This window comes from Litchfieldia stipae (assembly GCF_014837155.1).
Classification (GTDB): Bacteria; Bacillota; Bacilli; order Bacillales; family Bacillaceae_L; genus Litchfieldia.
The window spans coordinates 1-21,444 of the sequence record NZ_JACYHA010000018.1; the positions used below are offsets into that span (position 1 = coordinate 1).

18 protein-coding genes and 2 tRNA genes are annotated in these 21,444 nt (G+C 37.5%); 17 read left to right on the forward strand and 3 right to left on the reverse strand.

Features of this window, described 5'->3' with window-relative positions; genetic code table 11:
* Positions 1-413 precede the first annotated feature (413 nt).
* The 7 genes from F7888_RS17345 (at position 414) to tsaD (ending at position 4,356) form a co-directional block, all read left to right on the forward strand.
* A tRNA-Met gene (locus F7888_RS17345) sits at positions 414-490 on the forward strand.
* A 35-nt stretch (positions 491-525) separates the two neighbouring features.
* Positions 526-601: transfer RNA gene (locus F7888_RS17350), tRNA-Asp, on the forward strand.
* A 129-nt stretch (positions 602-730) separates the two neighbouring features.
* Positions 731-1,714: a thiamine-phosphate kinase gene (gene thiL / locus F7888_RS17355; protein WP_191781652.1), complete on the forward strand. Its 984-nt coding sequence runs from the start codon at positions 731-733 to the stop codon at positions 1,712-1,714.
* A gap of 13 nt (positions 1,715-1,727) precedes the next feature.
* Positions 1,728-2,183 (forward strand): tRNA (adenosine(37)-N6)-threonylcarbamoyltransferase complex ATPase subunit type 1 TsaE, encoded by a 456-nt coding sequence (tsaE, locus tag F7888_RS17360; protein WP_191781655.1) that lies wholly within the window; start codon positions 1,728-1,730, stop codon positions 2,181-2,183.
* Complete coding sequence (gene tsaB, locus F7888_RS17365) at positions 2,183-2,878, forward strand: tRNA (adenosine(37)-N6)-threonylcarbamoyltransferase complex dimerization subunit type 1 TsaB (RefSeq protein WP_191781657.1); 696 nt, start codon at positions 2,183-2,185, stop codon at positions 2,876-2,878. The genes tsaE and tsaB overlap by 1 nt, the downstream gene beginning before the upstream one ends.
* A 10-nt stretch (positions 2,879-2,888) precedes the next feature.
* Positions 2,889-3,347, forward strand: a complete 459-nt coding sequence (rimI, locus tag F7888_RS17370; protein WP_191781659.1) for a ribosomal protein S18-alanine N-acetyltransferase — start codon at positions 2,889-2,891, stop codon at positions 3,345-3,347.
* Positions 3,337-4,356: a tRNA (adenosine(37)-N6)-threonylcarbamoyltransferase complex transferase subunit TsaD gene (gene tsaD, locus F7888_RS17375; protein WP_191781661.1), complete on the forward strand. Its 1,020-nt coding sequence runs from the start codon at positions 3,337-3,339 to the stop codon at positions 4,354-4,356. The genes rimI and tsaD overlap by 11 nt, the downstream gene beginning before the upstream one ends.
* A gap of 289 nt (positions 4,357-4,645) precedes the next feature.
* On the opposite strand, the gene F7888_RS17380 is transcribed toward tsaD, so the two are convergent.
* Positions 4,646-6,586, reverse strand: coding sequence for an ABC-F family ATP-binding cassette domain-containing protein (locus F7888_RS17380; RefSeq protein WP_191781663.1), 1,941 nt, complete (start codon positions 6,584-6,586; stop codon positions 4,646-4,648).
* A gap of 141 nt (positions 6,587-6,727) precedes the next feature.
* Between F7888_RS17380 and moaC the strand changes: the two genes are divergently transcribed.
* The 4 genes from moaC to tatC all read left to right on the forward strand — a co-directional run bounded on the left by moaC (position 6,728) and on the right by tatC (position 8,935).
* The gene (gene moaC, locus F7888_RS17385) at positions 6,728-7,219 is read left to right on the forward strand and encodes a cyclic pyranopterin monophosphate synthase MoaC (RefSeq protein ID WP_191781665.1); all 492 of its coding nucleotides are present in this window, start codon (positions 6,728-6,730) and stop codon (positions 7,217-7,219) included.
* Positions 7,220-7,252: 33 nt separating this feature from the next.
* Complete coding sequence (locus tag F7888_RS17390; RefSeq protein ID WP_191781667.1) at positions 7,253-7,891, forward strand: redox-sensing transcriptional repressor Rex; 639 nt, start codon at positions 7,253-7,255, stop codon at positions 7,889-7,891.
* Between the two features lie 95 nt (positions 7,892-7,986).
* The gene (locus tag F7888_RS17395; RefSeq protein WP_191781669.1) at positions 7,987-8,163 is read left to right on the forward strand and encodes a twin-arginine translocase TatA/TatE family subunit; all 177 of its coding nucleotides are present in this window, start codon (positions 7,987-7,989) and stop codon (positions 8,161-8,163) included.
* Positions 8,164-8,182: 19 nt separating this feature from the next.
* Positions 8,183-8,935, forward strand: coding sequence for a twin-arginine translocase subunit TatC (gene tatC / locus F7888_RS17400; RefSeq protein ID WP_191781671.1), 753 nt, complete (start codon positions 8,183-8,185; stop codon positions 8,933-8,935).
* A 152-nt stretch (positions 8,936-9,087) separates the two neighbouring features.
* Here the strand turns inward: tatC and F7888_RS17405 are convergent, their stop codons facing one another.
* Positions 9,088-9,297, reverse strand: a complete 210-nt coding sequence (locus F7888_RS17405; RefSeq protein ID WP_191781673.1) for a YdiK family protein — start codon at positions 9,295-9,297, stop codon at positions 9,088-9,090.
* 20 nt (positions 9,298-9,317) lie between these two features.
* Complete coding sequence (locus tag F7888_RS17410) at positions 9,318-10,055, reverse strand: CPBP family intramembrane glutamic endopeptidase (RefSeq protein WP_191781675.1); 738 nt, start codon at positions 10,053-10,055, stop codon at positions 9,318-9,320.
* A gap of 412 nt (positions 10,056-10,467) precedes the next feature.
* Between F7888_RS17410 and groES the strand changes: the two genes are divergently transcribed.
* From groES to F7888_RS17440, 6 genes are all read left to right on the forward strand, one after another.
* The gene (gene groES, locus F7888_RS17415; RefSeq protein ID WP_191781677.1) at positions 10,468-10,749 is read left to right on the forward strand and encodes a co-chaperone GroES; all 282 of its coding nucleotides are present in this window, start codon (positions 10,468-10,470) and stop codon (positions 10,747-10,749) included.
* Between the two features lie 56 nt (positions 10,750-10,805).
* Complete coding sequence (gene groL / locus F7888_RS17420; protein WP_191781678.1) at positions 10,806-12,437, forward strand: chaperonin GroEL; 1,632 nt, start codon at positions 10,806-10,808, stop codon at positions 12,435-12,437.
* A gap of 828 nt (positions 12,438-13,265) precedes the next feature.
* Positions 13,266-14,075 carry a hypothetical protein gene (locus F7888_RS17425; protein ID WP_191781681.1) on the forward strand — a complete coding sequence of 270 codons (810 nt, stop codon included), beginning with the start codon at positions 13,266-13,268 and terminating at the stop codon, positions 14,073-14,075.
* A gap of 56 nt (positions 14,076-14,131) precedes the next feature.
* A complete protein-coding gene (locus tag F7888_RS17430) occupies positions 14,132-16,837 on the forward strand; it encodes an ATP-binding protein (RefSeq protein ID WP_191781682.1) in 2,706 nt (901 codons plus the stop codon).
* Positions 16,834-21,267, forward strand: coding sequence for a hypothetical protein (locus F7888_RS17435; protein ID WP_191781684.1), 4,434 nt, complete (start codon positions 16,834-16,836; stop codon positions 21,265-21,267). The genes F7888_RS17430 and F7888_RS17435 overlap by 4 nt, the downstream gene beginning before the upstream one ends.
* The gene (locus F7888_RS17440; protein WP_191781686.1) at positions 21,246-21,422 is read left to right on the forward strand and encodes a hypothetical protein; all 177 of its coding nucleotides are present in this window, start codon (positions 21,246-21,248) and stop codon (positions 21,420-21,422) included. Before F7888_RS17435 ends, F7888_RS17440 begins: the two co-directional genes overlap by 22 nt.
* Positions 21,423-21,444: the final 22 nt, after the last annotated feature.

The following is a 21,444-nucleotide window of genomic DNA, read 5'->3' on the forward strand; positions in this document are numbered from 1 at the left end:
GGGGTGGAGCAACGAGCGTTACTTCAAGAATAACCTGCGAGTTGTACTGATCGAGCTGCTTCTAGCGTAAGCTTTCTGAGATCAGGACAGTCACTAAATTTAGGTGGAGTATCTAAAAATCTATAATTTTTATTATCGCGGGGTGGAGCAACGAGCGTTACTTCAAGAATAACCTGCGAGTTGTACTGATCGAGCTGCTTCTAGCGTAAGCTTTCTGAGATCAGGACAGTCACTAAATTTAGGTGGAGTACCTAAAATCTATAATTTTTATTATCGCGGGGTGGAGCAACGAGCGTTACTTCAAGAATAACCTGCGAGTTGTACTGATCGAGTTGCTTCTAGCGTAAGCTTTCTGAGATCAGGACAGTCACTAAATTTAGGTGGAGTATCTAAAAATCTATAATTTTTATTATCGCGGGGTGGAGCAGTCTGGTAGCTCGTCGGGCTCATAACCCGAAGGTCGCAGGTTCAAATCCTGTCCCCGCAACCAATTTTTATTATAACTTACAAATAAACCAAAACGTTGGTCCCGTGGTGTAGCGGTTAACATGCCTGCCTGTCACGCAGGAGATCGCCGGTTCGATCCCGGTCGGGACCGCCATATACATATTAACGCAAACGAAACGATGTTTCGTTTTTTTTATGCCCTTTTTTAGAAGTTTTGATGTGCGTAGTAAAATCATGTACACTAGAGACTAATGAATACTAAATCTTAGAAGGTGTCGTAACTATGTCAATACAAGATGAATTTTCTTTTATAAATCGGATTCGTCCCTCTACCATCCATCATCAAGATACACTTGTAACAGGTATTGGTGATGATGCTGCTGTATATATACCATCTCCAAGTCAATCACAAATCATCTGTACAGATACGTTAGTAGAAGAAATACATTTTACTAACCAAACTATGTCACCCTATCAAATTGGATATAAAGCGTTAGCTGTTAATATTAGTGATGTTGCTGCGATGGGTGGAACTCCGCTCTATTATTTAGTATCGATTGCGATTCCAAGTAACTGGAGTGAACAGGAGCTACTTGAAATATATAATGGGATGAGTGAGATAGCCACTACATATCGAATGGATCTCATTGGTGGCGACACAGTTTCATCAAAAAATTCTTTAATGATTACGGTTACTGTTATAGGAGAGACTGAAAAAGGAAGGCAGCTACTTAGAAGTCATGCGAAGGCTGGAGATGTTGTGTTTGTTACGGGTACCATTGGTGATTCAAGTGCGGGATTAGAGTTACTTCTTGAGAGAGGGAGAAACGGAGGCTTTAATGAAGAGGAGAGCTATCTTATTCATAGGCATCAATATCCTAATCCAAGAATTGAAGTGGGTAGAATGCTTTCAAAGATGGAACGTGTATCATTAAATGATATAAGTGACGGTTTAGCTAGTGAAGCCAATGAACTTGCTGAAGCTAGTCAAGTAATGATTACCCTTGAGGCTGAGCTCATTCCACTTAGTAAAGAATTAACCAATTGCCAAGTGGAACATGCGATTGACAAGGCACTATTTGGTGGCGAGGATTTTGAATTAATAGGTACCATGTCACAAGCTGACTGGGAGATTTTGCAACAGAATGGACAAACCACTTTATCGAAAATAGGTACGGTATCAGATGGAAATCCAGGAGTGGTATTAAAGCAAGAGGGTTCGCTTATCACTTTAGAGAAAAAAGGGTATAATCATTTTAAAAAGTAAACAAGGTGATTTAATGGAACAATTCAAATTAATGTCCCATTCTTCAGATGAAACGACAGCCTTTGCTGTTCGTCTTGGGGAGTTGCTACAGGCTCAAGATGTAATCACCCTTGAAGGAGATCTAGGGGCGGGTAAAACAACATTTACAAAAGGGTTGGCTAAGGGTCTTGGAATTACTAGAAATGTCAACAGTCCAACCTTTACGATTATAAAAGAATACCATGGTCGTCTGCCTTTATATCATATGGATGTCTATCGATTAGCTGATAGTGAAGAGGATTTAGGCTTTGATGAGTATTTTGAAGGGGATGGAGTCACGGTCGTTGAATGGGCGACTCTTATTCAGGAGCAATTACCCGATGAACGCTTATCCATTCGTATTCTATATAACGGAGAATCAGAGCGTCAGATCGTCTTAGAACCAATAGGGCAAAGGTATATCCAATTATGTAAGGAGCTATTTATCTAATGAAAGTTTTATCAATTGATACATCAAATCTAGTCTTAGGGATCGCTCTAGTAGAAGAAGACAAGGTGATTGGTGAATATATAACAAATCTTAAAAAGAACCATTCAGTCAGGGTAATGCCTGCCATTGAGCAGTTAATGCTTGAATGTGACGTAAAGCCAAGCGAACTTACTAAGATCGTTGTTGCCAAAGGGCCAGGATCTTATACTGGGGTAAGAATTGGTGTAACAATTGCTAAAACTTTGGCATGGACATTGAAGATTCCTCTAGTTGGGGTGTCTAGTTTAGAAGGTTTGGCTGCAAATGGACGATACTTTGATGGAATGATTTCACCGATATTTGATGCAAGAAGAGGTCAAGTGTATACTGGTCTCTATTCTTATACTGAAGACAAGCTTGTTCTACATAAGGATGATCAAATTATTCAGCTGACTGAATGGCTAGATTTTTTGAAGCAGAATCATCAGAAAATATTGTTTATCGGCAATGATCTTCATTTACATAAAGACGTCATTCAAGAGCAATTAGGCGATCTTGCTTTCTTTGCACAAGTGACTAGCTCCAATCCTAGACCTAGTGAATTAGCGTTTTTAGGGATGACGAAGAAGGAAGAAGATGTTCATACGTTTGTACCAAATTATATTCGACTTGCTGAGGCAGAAGCAAACTGGCTTGCTGCAAATAAGCAGTCTTGAAGGTGATAGAATGGAAGCTACAGTTACATTTAGATTAATGACAGTAGAAGATATTGATGATGTCCTTTTAATAGAGAATGCTTCATTTGCTACACCTTGGAGTAGAGAGGCCTTTTATAACGAGCTTATGAATAATCATTTTGCTCATTATATTGTGATGCTAGAACAGGACAAAGTGATTGGTTATTGTGGAATGTGGATAATTGTTGACGAGGCTCATATTACTAATATTGCAATTTTGCCTGAGTACCGAGGTAGAAAGCTTGGAGAGGCACTTATGGTAAAGGTGAAGATGAGTGCGATGAGCTTAGGGGCAACTCGAATGACACTTGAAGTAAGAGTATCCAACCATGTTGCACAATCACTCTATCGAAAGCATGGGTTTGTTGCTGGAGGAATTAGAAAGAATTACTATACAGATAACCAAGAAGACGCAATTGTGATGTGGGTGAATTTATATGAAAACTGATGATCAAATCATTATGGGGATAGAAACGAGCTGTGATGAAACAGCCGTTGCTATTATTAAGAATGGAAGAGAAATCCTTAGCAATGTTGTTGCCTCACAAATAGAAAGTCATAAGCGATTCGGTGGAGTAGTCCCTGAGATTGCTTCTAGGCATCATCTAGAGGAAATCACGATTGTAATAGAAGAGGCACTAAACCAAGCTGGAGTGTCCTTCAAGGAAATTGATGCGATTGCTGTCACGGAAGGACCAGGGCTGGTAGGTGCGCTTTTAATTGGTGTCAATGCTGCTAAGGCACTAAGCTTTGCTCATAATATCCCTCTAATAGGTGTGCATCATATCGCAGGACATATTTATGCAAATCGAATTTTAACAGAATTTAAGTTTCCACTCTTATCTCTTGTCGTTTCAGGAGGCCACACAGAGCTTGTATTGATGGAAGAGCATGGAGAATATAAGGTAATTGGTGAAACACGTGATGATGCTGTTGGAGAAGCATATGATAAGGTTGCGAGATCTCTGCAGTTACCTTATCCAGGTGGACCACATATTGATCGACTTGCTCATGAGGGAGAGGCAACAATTAAATTACCAAGAGCTTGGCTAGAGGATGGTTCATATGACTTCAGCTTCAGTGGCTTAAAGTCTGCTGTGATTAATACGCTTCATAATGCTGAACAACGTGGAGAGAAGATAGAGCCAAAAGACTTGGCAGCAAGCTTTCAAGAAAGTGTCATTGATGTCCTTGTGACGAAAACAAGACGAGCTACTGAGGAATTTAAGGTGAAGCAGTTACTATTAGCTGGTGGTGTTGCCGCTAATAAAGGACTTCGCAAGAAGCTTGAGGAAAACTATTCAGACTCTGAGGTTGAATTAGTAATACCTCCATTATCGCTTTGTACAGATAATGCAGCAATGATTGCAGCAGTCGGGAGTATTATGTTTGAAAAAGGAAAAAGATCTAATTATCGTTTGAATGGCAACCCTGGACTTGATTTGGAAAATAGTTAAGAGGATACAAAAGTAGTGCCATGCACTTACTTTTGTATCCTTTTTTTGATTTTTAGTTACAGATGTTTTAATATGGATAAACTGTGAATAAGTACTATGTAATTATACACCTAATTGTGGATAACTTTATAGAACCTTAGAAGTGCTTGATGGTTATAAAGTTATAGAAATGTGGATAAATATCGTCTTGACTGTGGATATTGTGTATAAGTTGGTTGATAACTCAAAATTTGTGAATAACATCATCTGTAAATTATTTTGTGAGTAAAAAAATCAGTGGATAACTAACTTATCCACTGATTTCATGAAGTTGTTCCCACTCTTCCATTAGAGCTTCTAATCTAGATGAGTAGTTTTGATTTTCTGTATTAATCTCTTGAACTTTCTGGTGATCTTGATAGATGTCAGGGTCGCAAAGTAATTGTTCGTTCTCTTCAAGCTTTTCTTCAATACTAGAAATTTCAAGCTCAATTTCTTCAATTCTCCGTTTTCGCTGTCTTTCGAGCTTCTTGGCTTCTTTATCATGTGCATAACTTGATTTATCAAGAGATTGACCAGCCTTTTGTCTACTAGCCATTTCAGTTTCAGCTAAACGCTTAAGTTCTTCCATTTCGAGCTTTTTCTCTACATAGTAATCATAGTCACCTAAATATTCCTTTAGCCCTTCTTTAGATAGCTCAAAGACTTTTGTAGCAAGTCGATTAATGAAGTAGCGGTCATGGGATACGAAAAGAATGGTTCCAGGGTAATCAATTAAGGCATTCTCCAATACTTCCTTGCTATCAAGATCAAGATGGTTTGTTGGTTCATCAAGTATGAGTAGATTAGCCTGCTGAAGCATGAGTTTTGCAAGAGCAAGTCTTGCTTTTTCTCCACCACTTAAGGTAGAGACAATCTTTAAGACATCATCTCCAGAGAATAAGAAGTTCCCTAGGACTGTTCTGATTTCTTTCTCAGGTTTAAGTGGGTATTCATCCCAAAGCTCATTTAAGACGCGTTTGTTAGATTTCAAATTCGCTTGTTCTTGGTCATAATAGCCTATGGTTACATGAGAACCAAAATGAAATTCTCCTTTAAGAGGTTCCAGGGTTTTTGTAATGGCTTTTAATAATGTTGATTTTCCAATCCCATTTGGGCCAACTAGAGCAACACTTTCACCACGGGTAATCGCAAATTGGATATTTTGAATAATAGGTTCCTCACTATTCTTATAGGACACTGCGATATCATTAGCTTTTAGAACGTCATTACCACTTTGTCTTTCGATATCAAAATGAAATGAGGCTGATTTCTCATCACCTGATGGTCTAGTTAATAGCTCCATCCGGTCAAGTTGTTTTCGTCTACTTTGTGCACGTTTAGTGGTGGAAGCTCTTGCTAAATTCCTTGCAACAAAATCCTTTAGCTTCTCCACTTCTTCTTGCTGCTTTTCAAATTTCTTTAATTCTAATACATAATTCTCAGCCTTTTGCTTCAAATAATGACTGTAGTTCCCTGTATACTTCATTGCTGTCGTTCGAGAGAGTTCATAAACTTGAGTGACAACTTTATCAAGGAAATAACGGTCATGGGATACGATCAAGATGGCTCCTGGATATCCTTGCAGATACTGTTCAAGCCAACTCAGTGTGCTAATATCTAAATGGTTAGTAGGCTCGTCCAAAATAAGAAGATCAGGCTTTGTTAATAATAGCTTACAAAGAGCTAGGCGAGTCTTCTGTCCACCACTTAAGGTAGAAATTTTCGTAGAATAATCAAAGTCGGAGAAATGAAAGCCATGGAGAATTGAGCGGATATCTGCTTCATATTGATATCCCCCGCGCTCCTTATACTCGATTTGCAATTTATCATAATCAGTTAGAAGTCTTTGATATTCTGCTTCATTAGAGTAGGCTGCCGGGTCGCCCATTTCAATCTCAAGTCGTCTTAATTCTACTTCTAGCTTCCTTAGTGGTTCAAATACGGTAAGCATCTCATCCCAAATCGTTAGTGAGGATTCAAGTCCGGTGTTTTGGGCGAGATAATCAATCGTCACTGTTTTTGGCTTAATGATATCTCCACCATCAATGGATAAATGTCCAGCAATCATTTTTAATAAAGTGGATTTACCAGCACCATTTCGGCCAACAATCGCAATTCGGTCTTTAGATTGTACTTCTAGTTTTATATTAGATAAAATAAGTTCAGCACCATAATATTTCTGTAATTGATTCACTTGTAATAAGATCATTGTAAGTTCACCTCTTGTTTCTATTATCAGTGTATCTTATTATGTCTAGGGTGAGCAACTAAGTATTGCTCTAATGGAGAGCTACATAAGACATATCGGTAGAAATAGTGTATAGTCTTAAATAGAGGTGAAGAAAAATTCATGACTGATTTTACTCATTTTAATCAACAGGGTAGAGCTAAAATGGTTGATATTTCGGCCAAGACAGAAACGGTTCGAACAGCTATTGCACAATCAAGCATCACGGTTAGTGAACAAATCTACAAACAAATTACTAACCAACAAATAAAAAAAGGTGATGTATTAGCCGTTGCCCAAGTGGCAGGTATTATGGCTGCTAAGAAAACATCTGATATTATTCCGATGTGTCATCCATTATCGCTAAGTGGAGTGGATATTTCGTTTTCTTGGACAACTAGCGATGGTGATGCTGACTATAAATTAATCATAGAAGTAGAAGTGAAGACAAAAGGGAGTACTGGGGTTGAAATGGAAGCGTTAACCGCTGCTTCAGTATGTTCTTTAACAATATATGATATGTGTAAAGCCGTTGATAAAGGGATGGTCATTGGTCCGACTTTTCTCAAGGTTAAAACCGGTGGAAAAAACGGAGACTATCATAGAGCGAATTAATTATTTAGAAGATAAGATTGTGGGGGAAATACTTTGAATATCAATCAATCCAAAATACCACAGGCAACAGCAAAGAGATTACCTTTGTATTATCGTTTCCTGAAGAACTTGCACTCTTCAGGTAAGCAAAGAGTATCATCCGCTGAGTTAAGTGACGCAGTTAAGGTTGATTCGGCAACAATTAGACGTGATTTTTCTTATTTTGGTGCGTTAGGGAAAAAAGGTTATGGATACAATGTAAACTATCTCCTCTCATTTTTCCGAAAGACATTAGACCAAGATGAAGTGACTAAAGTTGCTTTGATTGGTGTAGGTAATTTAGGGACGGCATTTTTAAATTATAATTTTTCTAAAAATAATAATACAAAAATCGAAATCTCTTTCGATGTAGATGAATCAAAGGTTGGAACAAATATTGGTGGGGTTCCTGTATATCATCTAGACAACTTAGAAAAGGAATTACCTGAGGATGTGTCGGTAGCGATTCTAACGATTCCAGCATCAGTTGCCCAAACGATTACAGATCGATTAGTGAGTTGTGGGGTCACTGGGATTCTTAATTTCACACCAGCTCGCTTAAATGTTCCTGATACGATTCGAGTGCATCATATTGATTTGGCTGTTGAGCTTCAATCATTAGTTTATTTTCTTAAACATTATCCAAGTGAATAAATTGATGGTAAAATAGGAATGAGCTAGGCTCGTATTTGTTAAATTAATTATTACTATTGATAAATTGTGAAACTACTTTAAGGAGGTGAATGGACATGGGAAGTCTTGGGATGGGAAGCCTCTTATTGATCGTGTTTGTTGCACTGCTTATTTTTGGTCCAAAGAAATTACCTGAACTAGGTAAGGCTGCTGGAAATACCCTTCGTGAATTCAAGAATGCAACTAAAGGGTTAGCAGATGATGAAGAAGAAAAAAAGAAAGAGACAAAGTAGTAGGTTAGGATGAAACATAATGACTGAAAAAGAAATGTCGATTTATGATCATATAGGAGAACTCCGAAAACGACTGATCTTTGTGGTCGTTTTCTTCTTCTTTGCCATGGTTGGAAGCTTTTTTCTAGCAGAGCCTGCAATTGTCTTTCTACAGCAAGCAGATGAAGCAAAGGAACTAACGATGAATGCGTTTCGTCTGACAGATCCGATTAAGATTTATATGCAATTTGCCTTTGTGATTGCGTTTGTCATTACTTCTCCATGGATTCTATTTCAACTGTGGGCATTTATTAGTCCAGGATTATATGAAAAAGAAAGAAAAGTCACATTAAGCTATATTCCTATTTCTGTAGGCTTATTCTTAGTCGGCTTGTCTTTCTCTTACTTTATCCTGTTTCCGTTTGTCGTAAACTTTATGGGACGGCTAGCGGTGCGGTTGGATATACAACAGGTCATTGGGATTAATGAGTATTTTCAATTTTTACTGCAGTTAACATTGCCTTTTGGCTTTTTGTTTCAGTTACCGGTTGTGGTGATGTTCTTAACGAGATTAGGGATTGTAACACCGATGTTCTTAGTAAAGATAAGAAAGTTCGCCTATTTTATCTTACTCGTCATTGGGGGATTAATTACACCTCCGGAGTTGTTGTCACATTTAATGGTCACAATCCCATTGTTGGGGTTATATGAAGTCAGTATTATCGTGTCTAGAGGGGCTTATCGTAAAGCTAAGCAAGCTGAACTCATGTATGAGAATGAGAGTATTAAATAGAAATAATGCCAATCATTGATGAAGAGATTGTTCTTTATTGATGGTGGGCATTTTTTGTTTTGGTGGTGGTGTGCTTTATTCAAAAAAAGACTGAAGACACGACTCACTCCATTGCTATCTTGGGAGTCTAGGTGTATTCAGTCTACTAAGAATTATGATTTATTGTTCATCATCTTTTTGATTTTTTTGTGTAATAGAAACATACGGATGGCGACACCGAAATCAAAGGTTGCAAATAAGATTAGGATAATCGTTGGAAAATTCCAGATGCTTTCCTCTACACTTCCAATCGCGAGATACGTAAATAATAATCCCATCAGTAAATATATAATTCCCATAAGTAAGGGAGACGTACGACGCATAGATTAAATCCTCCAAATTGTTATAATAACCAAGCTACAAACCCTTGTAGCTGTTCTGCTTCACGCATGATTCGTTCAATGTCATCAGCAAACACCGTTTGAATCACAACAACTAATGTATTCATGGCTACGTGCGCGAAAATCGGTACGATAATCCTCTTTGTTTTCACATATAAGAAGGCAAATGTAAAGCCCATGGCAGAATACAATAATAAATGCTCGAATTCCATGTGAACGACAGCGAAGAGTACCGAGCTTACGATACCAGAGATAAAAAAGTTAAATCGTTTATAGAGTGATCCAAAAATGATTTTTCTAAAGATAATCTCTTCTAAAATAGGACCGATCACAGATACTACTATAATTAATAGAGGAGTCATTCTGACAAGCTCCATGATTTGTTGAGTATTTTCAGAGCCTGCTTCAATACCGAAAAGTTGAACCTCAATATTGGCCGCTACCCCTTGTGCTAGCATCGCAAGAAAGATTCCGCCAATTGACCAGGCAATGGTTTCTCCCACAGAGGACCTTTGAATGGATCGGTAGTTTGCTGTTAAGTCCTTACGTAAAAGAATTAACGTAATCACAAGTCCGAGTATAAAACTAATGATAATCCATAAGATTTGTGCATTTGTAATCGCTTCTCGTGTGTTTTCTCCAGTCACCAATTCAAAATATAATAGTAAGGGAATCCCAACTAAACTGGATAACTGCATAAGTACATAGGTTAGGATGACATACCAGTATCGTTTTTCCAATATAATAGCTCCTTTATCTAGCAATGTATGTTAGTCATTCTTATTTCTATTTCATGCTCACTCTGGTATTTTACCATAGTTATCAATCGAACAATTACTAATTCGCCTGTTCAGAGATTCAATCTTATATTAAATGAATAAAAATAGAAAAAAGATGAATCCGTGGTTTATATTTTGGAAGTTGTGACATAATCTAGGAGGGTGGGTTAAATAAGCTCTCTCAAGATACATATGACATCTATTATATTTCATTCAATAATTAGTACACTTAATTTTTAATTTTTTTTATAGTAAATACTTGCAAAAGAAAATGAGATTCATTAATATAATAATTGTGTTAGCACTCGAAGAGGATGAGTGCTAATAAATAGGTAAAAATTACGAAAAAAGATATTTGAGGAGGTTGTTTCACTTGTTAAAGCCATTAGGTGATCGTGTTGTTATTGAACTAGTTCAATCAGAAGAGAAAACTGCAAGTGGTATTGTTTTACCAGACTCTGCAAAAGAAAAGCCACAAGAAGGAAAAGTTGTTGCTGTTGGTACAGGTCGTGTATTAGACAGTGGTGAGCGTGTTGCTCTTGAGGTGTCTGAAGGCGATCGTATTATCTTCTCAAAATACGCTGGTACTGAAGTTAAATATGAAGGTACTGAATACTTAATTTTACGCGAAAGCGACATTCTTGCTGTTATCTAAACATACAGCACATATCATAGAAAAAATAATCATAAATCTTGAGGAGGTCTTGACAAATGGCAAAAGAAATTAAATTTAGTGAAGAAGCTCGTCGTTCTATGCTTCGTGGTGTAGACGCTCTTGCAAATGCTGTTAAAGTAACTCTTGGACCAAAAGGACGTAACGTGGTTCTTGAGAAAAAATATGGTTCTCCATTGATTACAAATGATGGTGTAACAATTGCAAAAGAAATCGAATTAGAAGATGCATTTGAAAACATGGGTGCTAAGCTTGTTGCTGAAGTTGCAAGCAAAACAAATGATGTAGCGGGTGATGGAACAACAACTGCTACTGTATTAGCTCAAGCAATGATCCGTGAAGGATTAAAGAACGTAACCGCTGGTGCAAACCCAATGGGTATCCGTAAAGGAATTGAAAAAGCTACTCTTGCTGCTGTTGAAGAGTTACAAGCGATTTCTAAGCCAATTGAAGGTAAAGAATCAATCGCTCAAGTTGCTGCGATTTCTGCTGCTGACGAAGAAGTTGGTCAATTAATCGCTGAGGCGATGGAGCGCGTTGGTAACGATGGTGTTATCACAATCGAAGAGTCTAAAGGTTTCTCAACTGAATTAGAAGTTGTTGAAGGTATGCAATTCGACCGTGGATATGCATCTCCTTACATGGTAACTGATTCAGACAAAATGGAAGCTGTTCTAGACAATCCATATGTGTTAATCACTGATAAGAAAATCACTAGCATTCAAGAAATTCTTCCTGTTCTTGAGCAAGTAGTACAACAAGGTAAGCCACTATTACTAATTGCTGAAGATGTTGAAGGGGAAGCTCTTGCAACTCTAGTTGTGAATAAGCTTCGTGGAACATTCAATGCTGTAGCTGTTAAAGCTCCAGGATTCGGTGACCGTCGTAAAGCTATGCTTGAAGATATCGCTACTTTAACTGGTGGAGAAGTAATCACTGAAGATCTAGGACTTGACCTTAAATCTGCAACGATTGCTCAACTAGGTCGTGCTTCAAAAATTGTTGTAACAAAAGAAAATACAACAATCGTTGAAGGTGCTGGAGACACTGCTGCAATCGCATCACGTGTAAATCAAATCCGTGCACAAGTAGAAGAAACGACTTCTGAATTCGATAAAGAAAAATTACAAGAGCGTCTAGCTAAATTAGCTGGTGGTGTAGCAGTCATCAAAGTTGGTGCTGCAACTGAAACTGAGTTAAAAGAGCGTAAGCTTCGTATTGAAGATGCACTTAACTCAACTCGTGCTGCTGTTGAAGAAGGTATCGTATCTGGTGGTGGTACTGCCCTAGTGAACGTATACAACAAAGTAGCTTCAATCCAAGCTGAAGGTGACGAGGCAACTGGAATCAAGATTGTACTTCGTGCACTTGAAGAGCCAGTACGTCAAATCGCTCACAATGCAGGTCTTGAAGGATCAGTTGTTGTTGAACGCTTGAAGAACGAAGCAATCGGTGTAGGCTTCAACGCTGCAACTGGCGTATGGGTAAACATGATCGAAGCTGGAATCGTTGACCCAACTAAGGTTACTCGTTCTGCACTTCAAAACGCTGCATCTGTATCAGCAATGTTATTAACAACTGAAGCAGTAGTAGCTGACATCCCAGAAGAAAACGCTGGTGGCGGAATGCCTGACATGGGCGGCATGGGTGGAATGGGCGGCATGATGTAATCTGCCCCTTGAACCCTTGATAATAAGTTTTTTTGATTGGTTAGCAACAAAATGCTAACTTATGTAAATAAAAGAGGCTTCTCATTAGTTGATTAAACTTTTGGGAAGCTTCTTTTTTCATGTTTTTGTGCGTGGATCTACAAATACAGAGTAGATTCATAAGGTCTATTTACTCATATTATTAGTTGGCAGACATTAGTTTTATGCCCTGTTCATTTAAATGTAGAAATACTTCATCCAAGTAATATGCTTTTTGGGTGGTACTTTCACATCCAATGAACAGGGCATCCCTGTGTAATATACAATTTTATTTGTGTCGCTTATAACTTTATAATGCTCCAATATCCTCTAAGTGATATTTGAGTGATATTAAATAGTTTTGCCTATAATTTTAAAAATGGTTTTATAAAGAGTTGAACAACCAAACAAAGGTAATAAAACGTAATGCCTCTGGGTTTAAATGATATGAATGGTTAAGATAAAAGATTTTATTACATCATCAATTTAAATCAATAGATTTTCAAGTTGATTAGAGGAGTAGGAGCTAAAACTCCTACCATAACATTCGACGTAGAACCAACAATAAAAATTTACTCGTTTATATTTGATAATTAAGGTTGTAATTTCAATATAGAGATGTAATATATTAATGAATAAAAAATAAAGAATAAATTTACCCATAAGTGGTATATATATGAAAAAGGCACTATATAACCAAAAAAATTGTTAACTTACTTTTAGGTCTATAGTATTCTTAATAGTATAGTAGAATCATACTTAATTTATATATAAAAACATTAAATAGAAGATGAAACGAGGGGAGATAAGGTGGTTAAGGAATGTGCAAGTTGTAATGATGGGGCAGAGTATTCAAGTAGTACAGGTGAGTGTCCGAAATGCGGGAACTTTTTACGAATGAAAAAGTCTCAGGCACAATTTGAGGATGACTTTTCTGACATATATGATAATTTTTTAGATAGCGGGAGCACAGGGAGTAAGCATACAAACAGCGCACTATATGAAGATACTGCAAACTACCAAAATACCAATGCAACCGCTGAGAAGGTTAAAATAGCGACTATTGACAAAATGAAGAAAAAGAAAGTAAAGAAGAAACATGAAGTTATTGAAGGACAGGTACATAATTTTCGGGAAGAGATTTTACCTCTTAAGTTCTTTGAAAGATGGATGAATTCTTTAACCAAAGGGGTTCCTTTTGTAAAAGACGGATATGTTAATACATTTCAGGTGTATGATCAATCCCGTAAAGGAACTGAAGTTGTCCTTTACGGAAAAATACTGAGAGGGAAAGTTGCAGATAACAATCGAGTTCGTGTTTACGGAATGCGTGATAACTATGGAACACTAGTTGCGCAAGGCGTAGAAAATGTTGACAGTAAAACAATAGCTTCAGTTAACAGTATCATGAGTGCAGGTATAGTTCGATTTATATCACTTTTTCTATTGTTTTTTGTAATTTCGTTAGTTTATTTTGTCTATTCTTTCGATTGGATTAATTTTATTGACTTCATTGTTGCCGGTGCTATGAATTTAGTGCTGCAAATTTTAATGGCCGTGTTGCCACTTATTCTAATTGTGGCATTCATTTGGATAGGTTTTAAGAAAATCTTTCGTTAAATATGAAAGCACTCTACTAAATGAGTGCTTTTTCAATATATGTTAGGGGGATAATTGTGAGATTACAGACGTTAAATATGGGAGAAATACAAGAAAAAGATCACCTAGTAAGAAAATCATACTTGGACAACCCTAATTTACAGCCGGTTTTGGATATGGAACCACTTGGTCAAATGAGTTTTGTGAAAGTGAAGGGGTTTTCAAGTTTTTGGGAACTTGAGGAAAATTTTGATTTCGATTCAATTATGAGCGATATTTTAGGAGGATTCTCTTCCTTGCAAACATCGTTTGTCTTTCTCTTGCTTGGGAGTCCAAAGGAGATTGGTGTTTATGTTGGGATGAATGATATGCACCTTTCCGTATTAACCTCATCCTTGCAAGCTTCCTATCCATTTATAAAAATGGAAGAAATACAAATGGGAGAAATGACAAATCATGTCCGTTCAGTTGGTCATAATGGAGGAATTATTACAGGAATTCCAACAAATAAAACCTTTGGAGAAAGTAAAGGTCATCAAATTGAACGTCTGTGTAAGGGGATGTATGGAACTTCCTGGGCATATATGGTCGTTGCTAAATCGATGAGTCCTTTTCAAGTTAATTTGGCACATTCTAAAGTCCTAATGGAGATTGAAGACGTGAGTAAGTTTATTAAAATGTCTGAATCAGGTGGTATGTTGGGAAAGGAATCATGGGAATCCACGAATTTAACATTACAACGATATGTTGATAACCTAAACTTTATGGAAACAAGTATAGAAAAAGGAAGAACCAAAGGAATGTGGAGAGTTGCTGGGTACTATCTTTCAAATAACCTAAGCAATGCAACCAAGCTTCGAAATTTGATTACTTCGATTTACAATGGTGACGATTCGAGACCAGAAAAGATGAGAACAATACCAATTGATCATGTTTTACCACATGCATCTACATTTCAGTTACCAGCAAATGATTTACCACCTCATAAATCCAAGATACACCCAGTAGGCGTATGGGAAGTTCCAGGAAAGGTTCCCGCAAAGACTGTCCATTTTTATAAACATCTCTATCAAACAATTCTTTCGACAGATGAATTAGCAACATTAGCTCAAATTCCAAGAAAAGAGATGCCAGGATTTTATATCGATCAATATGTGGAATTTGATGTTGCTGATAGAAGATATATGACTGCAGAGGATAATGGATTTCAGGTTGGGAAAATCATTAATGGAAGCGAGGAAACGAAGTCATTTGTAACATTGTCAGAAGCTGATACTGCCTATGAAATGGAATTAAATGATATGAACCGCCATGGTCTTATTGTTGGGATTACTGGAGGGGGAAAGTCTAATACGTCTAAGAATTTGCTTCGGAATCTCTGGATTAAGCACGGTATTCCTTTTATGGTAATAGAATCGGCAAAAAGGGAGTACTGGGAATTGTATAATATGAAGGGCTTTGAAGATGTACGTGTGTTTACGTTAGGTGCTGAAGATGAGCATTCAGTACCATATCGTATAAATCCATTTGAGAAAATGGAGGGGGTCCCTCTTCAAACCCATATTGATTACGTCCTTTCTACCTTTAAGGCGAGCTTTGAGCTTTATCCACCAATGCCATTTGTATTAGAGACTAGCATCTATAAAATCTATGAAGATCGTGGCTGGGACATTTTAAACAATAAAAATAAGTATGGGTACAACACTTATCCGACCTTAGATGATTTATATTACAAAATCGATGTAGTTGTGGATGAACTAGGTTATGATCAACGTCTTAAATCTGATATTACGGCTGCTCTAAAGGCGCGGATTCATTCCTTACGTGTTGGTGGCAAAGGAGCTATGTTAAATACAGACAAATCGATTCCAATTGATAGATTGCTATCATCGCCTGTAGTAATGGAGCTAGAGGATATTGGTGATGATGATGTAAAAGCCTTTATGATGGGTATTATTTTAGTACAGCTCTATGAATATCGAAAAACAAAGCTTACGAGAAATAAAAAATTCGAGCATCTTATTTTAATAGAAGAGGCGCACCGATTGTTGGCTAATGTTTCGGGTGGTGGGGATGCAAGCCCACGTGCAAAATCAGTAGAGTTTTTTACAAATCTATTAGCGGAAATCAGAAGTTATGGACAGGGCTTTTTAATTGCGGACCAAGTGCCTACTAAATTAGCGCCTGATACCTTGAAAAATACAAACCTAAAAATTGTTCACCGAATTGTAATGAGGGAAGACCGAGAGTTAATCGGACAATCAATGAACATGAATGATAATCAAATTGAGTACATAAGTTCTCTGAAACGAGGATTTGCAGCGGTATATGCTGAAGGCGATACAAGGCCGAAGTTAGTACAAATGCCACTCGTAAAAGAAGATTATGATCATTCGAGAAGTGATGTAATTCAAGACTTGAAGGAGAAAACACGTACTGAGTTTCCAAACTACGATAAGCGTTTTGAGTTTGGTCCGGCATGTGCATTTTGTATGGAAAAATGTGACCATCGTGATGAGATGCTGAAGGTCAAAGATTTTGTTGTGGAAAAAGGTTGGATGGATAAAATGGTAGAAGATGCTGAAAAAGCGCAATATAAAGTATCGTGGTTTAATGGTTTTTTCAACATGCTTCATAAAAATGGGAACCCAACTCTTCAGAATTACCATACGAAGCTATGCACATTAAATCTTATTTTAGAGAAAAGCGACCTAGATGAAAGTAATAAACGAGAGATCGTCATAAAATTCATGGAATATAATCTACTGGGGAATGAGTCATGAGAGATAGATTAGAAGAAACTGAATATGAAGAACAAGTAAACGAAGGTAAAGAGGATAAGCTTGAGCAAGAAGAGATTAAAGACAATGGGGAAAAGGAAAGGGCATCAGTTATTGATGATGCCTACGACTTTTCAAAATATGAGCAGATAGAAAAAGCTGATGAAGCAACTGATGTAGAAGACCGAAAGAAGCTAGAAGAAAAAGAAGTCTATGATTTTGAAAGCTACGAACAAACTTATGAACTAAATGAACATCAAGAGAACGAAGAAATTAACGAGGAAGAAACGGAAGCATATAATTTCGAGTCATATGAGCAGGATTTAAAGGATGAGCAGTCGATAGAAAGCAATGATAACTCCCTAGAAAATGAACAGTCAGAAAAAGTCGATAAAGAAATGGTTACGGACTCTCCAGATGATGGTCTGGAAGCTGGTGATTCAGCTAATGGCCAGGTCGAAGTAAGTGAAGATGCCAAATCAGAAGAAGCAACCATAGGAGGTAATGTACAAGAAGATAATTCGGAAAAACTAGAGTCTAATCTTGAGGAGCCTGATGAAAATTCAGAAGAAGAGCAACTAGAAAGAGACGGACATGAAGAAGGTTCAGGAAAAGTGCTAGAATCTGATGTCGAACAGCAAAGTGACAATACAAAGGGAAATTTAAAAGGTAGTCAACTGGAAGACAATGCAGAATCTCTAGAATCTATTCTGGAACAACCAAGTGAGAAACCAGAAGAAAAGCAACTAGAAGGAGAAGGGCTAGAAGAAGGTTCAGAGAAAGTACTAAAATCTGATGTGGAACAGCAAAGTGACAATACACAGGAAAATTTAGAAGGTAGTCAATCGGAAGATAACTCAGAAGTGCTTGAATCAAATGTTGAGCAAACAAACGAGGATCATAAAGAAGAAAACCTTGAAGGTGCAACCCTAGAAGAAGGCACAGAAAAAGCATCAGAATCTGAAGTCGAACAGCAAAGCGACAACACACTGGAAAATGTAGAAGGCATTTTACTGGAAGATAATGCAGAAGAGCTAGAGTCAAATATTGAGCAAACAAACGAGAATCTTAAAGAAGAAAGCCTTGAAGGTGTAACACTAGAAGAAGGTTCAGAAAAAGTGCCGGAATCTGGTGTTGAGCAGCAAAGCGACAATTCACTGGAAAATGTAGAAGGCAATCTACCGGAAGATAACTCAGAAGCGCTTGAATCAAATGTTGAGGAAACAAACGAGGTTCTTAAAGAAGTAAGCCTTGAAGGTGCAACCCTAGAAGAAGGTTCAGAAAAAGCACCGGAATCTGGTGTTGAACAGCAAAGTGAAAATACACTGGAAAATGTAGAAGACAATCTACCGGAAGATTACTCAGAAGCGCTTGAATCAAATGTTGAGGAAACAAACGAGGTTCTTAAAGAAGAAAGCCTTGAAGGTGCAACCCTAGAAGAAGGTTCAGAAAAAGCACCGGAATCTGGTGTTGAACAGCAAAGTGAAAATACACAGGAAAATATAGATGGTAGTCTACCAGAAGATAACTCAGAAGCGCTAGACTCAAGTCCTAAGCAAACAAACGAGGAACTTAAAGAAGAGAAACTAGAAGGTGGAACCCAAGAAGAAGGTTCAGAAAAAGCGCCAGAATCTGAAGTTGAACTACAAAGTGCCAACGCACAGGAAAATAAAAAAGGAAATTTACCAGAAGAAATCGCAGAATCGCTAGACTCAAATCCTGAGCAAGCAAAAGAGACTCGTGAAGCAGAGAAACTAGAAGGTGTTGGGCTAGAAGAAGGTTCAGAAAAAGTGGCAGAGTCTGATGTTGAACAGCAAAGTGCAGACGCACAGGAAAGTGTAGAAGGCAATCATCCAGAAGAAAGTAAAGATTCGCTAGACTCAAATCATGACCAGAAAAAAGAGAATCCAGAAGAAGAGCTAATAGAAAGAGGCGGACAAGAAAATCCTGAGAAAACGTTAGATTCAAATGTCGAACAGCAAAGTAAGAATGGAACAGATAACCTAGAAAGTAATATACCAGAAGAAAACTCAGGAAAAGCACCAGAAATTGGGTCGGAGCAGTATAGAACCCCTGAATTAGAAAACCTAGAAAGTGACTTGCCAAATGATAAAGTTTATTCTCAAATCGAATCCTCGGAAGAAAATAAGAAAAAGGAAACAGAAGAGAAAGACGATACAATTTGGAATATTGTTCATGATAAATTGCAATGGTGGGAAACTGAAAGCGAGGGAAAGGGCATTGTTGAAATACTCAAAAATAGCTGGATAAAGCAAGTGGAAATGGCAAAGGAAGGTCCTGAAGCATGGTTAAATTATAATAAAGAGGAATTAAAAAAGGATATTTCCAATATATACGTAGATGGGAAAAGAATCGCTGGTATTTTAATAGAAAAAAATGACACGTTCAAAGACATCAAAGAAGTCTTTGAAGAGCGTCAGAAACAACGCGTTGAAAATGGAGAAGGCCAAACTTTAAAAGAAATGATCCACAACGGCCTAAAAGGTCAAATTGAAGCAGCGAGACGAGGGCCGAAGGATTGGTGGGAATACAACAAGGAGAGTTTTAGTACGGAGGCAAGGAATCTTTTTGAAGATAGTAAAAAACTAGCTTCTCGTTTTATAGACCGCCAAGATATGTTAAGTGACATTCGCGAAGTATTAAAGGAACGCCACGAGCAACGAGTCGAGAATGGCGAAGGTGGATCCTTAAAGGAAATGTTGGGAAATGGAATAAAAGCTCAACTAGAGGCAGCGAAAGAAGGTTCGATAGATTGGTTAAAATATAACAAAGAAAGTTTCAGCGAAGAAGCGAGAAACTTGTTTGAGGATAGCAAAAAGCTAGCATCTCGTTATATAGACCGCCATGATATGTTAGGTGACATACGTGAATTATTAAAAGATCGTCACGAACAGCGAATTGAAAACGGAGAAGGTAGTTCCTTAAAGGATATGTTCCGAAATGGGATAAAATCTCAACTAGAGGCAGCGAAAGAAGGCCCGACGGGTTGGTTGAAATATAATAAAGAAAGCTTCACCGAAGAAACAAGAAACCTATTTGAGGATGGCAAAAAGCTAGCATCCCAATTTATAGACCACCATGATATGTTAAGTGACATACGTGAAGTATTAAAGGAACGCCACGAGCAACGAATTGAGAGTGGCGAAGGTGGATCCTTAAAGGATATGTTCCGAAATGGAATTAAGGCTCAACTAGAAGCAACGAAGGGTGGTCCTATAGGCTGGTTGAAGTACAATAAAGAAAGCTTTAGTGAAGAAACAAGAAATTTATATGAAGACGGAAAAAAACTAACAAACCGCTATTTAGAACGCCATGAAACTTTAAGTAATATACGTGATGTTTTACTGGAACGTCATGAAAAGCGAATTGAGAATGGAGAAGGTACAAAAATTAGTGAAATGTTTCAAAATGGCTTAAAAGCTCAGCTTGAGGCTGCCAAACAAGGCCCAAAAGCTTGGTGGGAGTATAACAAGGAAAGTTTTTCTACTGAGGCCAGAAATCTATTTAAGGATTTTAAAGATTTTGTTGAAAAACAAAAGGATAATGGAGAAAAGCCTGAAGACATAGAAATACCAGTTGATAATAAGGATAATCAACATTTCATTTTTGATACGCCTTTAAATGGCCGAGTGGAAGACCTGGATAACATAAACGAGATAGAGGATGCTGCAATTGAAGATTTAGAACAATGGGCATTGGCTAACAAAATTACAGATATGGTTGATTACACAGGACTAGACCCAAAGGTCGCCCAGGAGTGGAATAAGGGGATTGCTGAAAACATTGAAATGTTCCCAGAACTTAGAGATAGAATTAAGTTTATTGGTTCTGCGCAAGCGCGAAATAATACAATAAGAACTGAACTAGAACAAATGTATCTGGAAAGTTATAAGCAGAGCAACCCAACATTTTTAGAAGAAGACCTCATGCCTTATGTTATTTCAGATGTGGATGCTTTAATGGATAGGTTGCCAATTAGAGAAAATACCATCGCACAGTCTCTCTCAGCACCATCGGGAATAATTAGTGAATTTAATGGAATAACGATTAACGAAAAATATGGCTGCGACCATGTATATTTCACCCATATAAAAGAGAAGGACGTAGCTAGTAAACATAAGCCTGTTGGTTGCGATAATATAAAATCTACTGTAGACCATGAAATGGGGCATCAAATAGACGCCTTGCTTTCATTAAGTACGGATACAGATATAATAGACCTTTACCGGCAGACTTTAAATACTGGTGATGGGAAAAATCAATTATCAGGATATGGAATGACAAAAGTTGCAGAGTTTATTGCTGAAGCATGGTCCGAGTATAAAAATAATCCTGAACCTAGGCCAGTATCTATAAAAGTAGCCGAAATAATTGAAAGGAGATATGAAGCATGGAAGAAGAAAAGGAAATAAAAAAGGAGATAGTACCACCAAAAATAAAAATGGTGCCTGTTACTATAAGAGAAGTAATATTAGGACAAGACGGTAATAGCTATGAAGTAGAGAAAACTGTAATGATGCCTGATTTCCCGGCTAGAGAAAATGATATAAACACTGAGAAAGATTAATAGAATTCCTAGAGAAGAAACA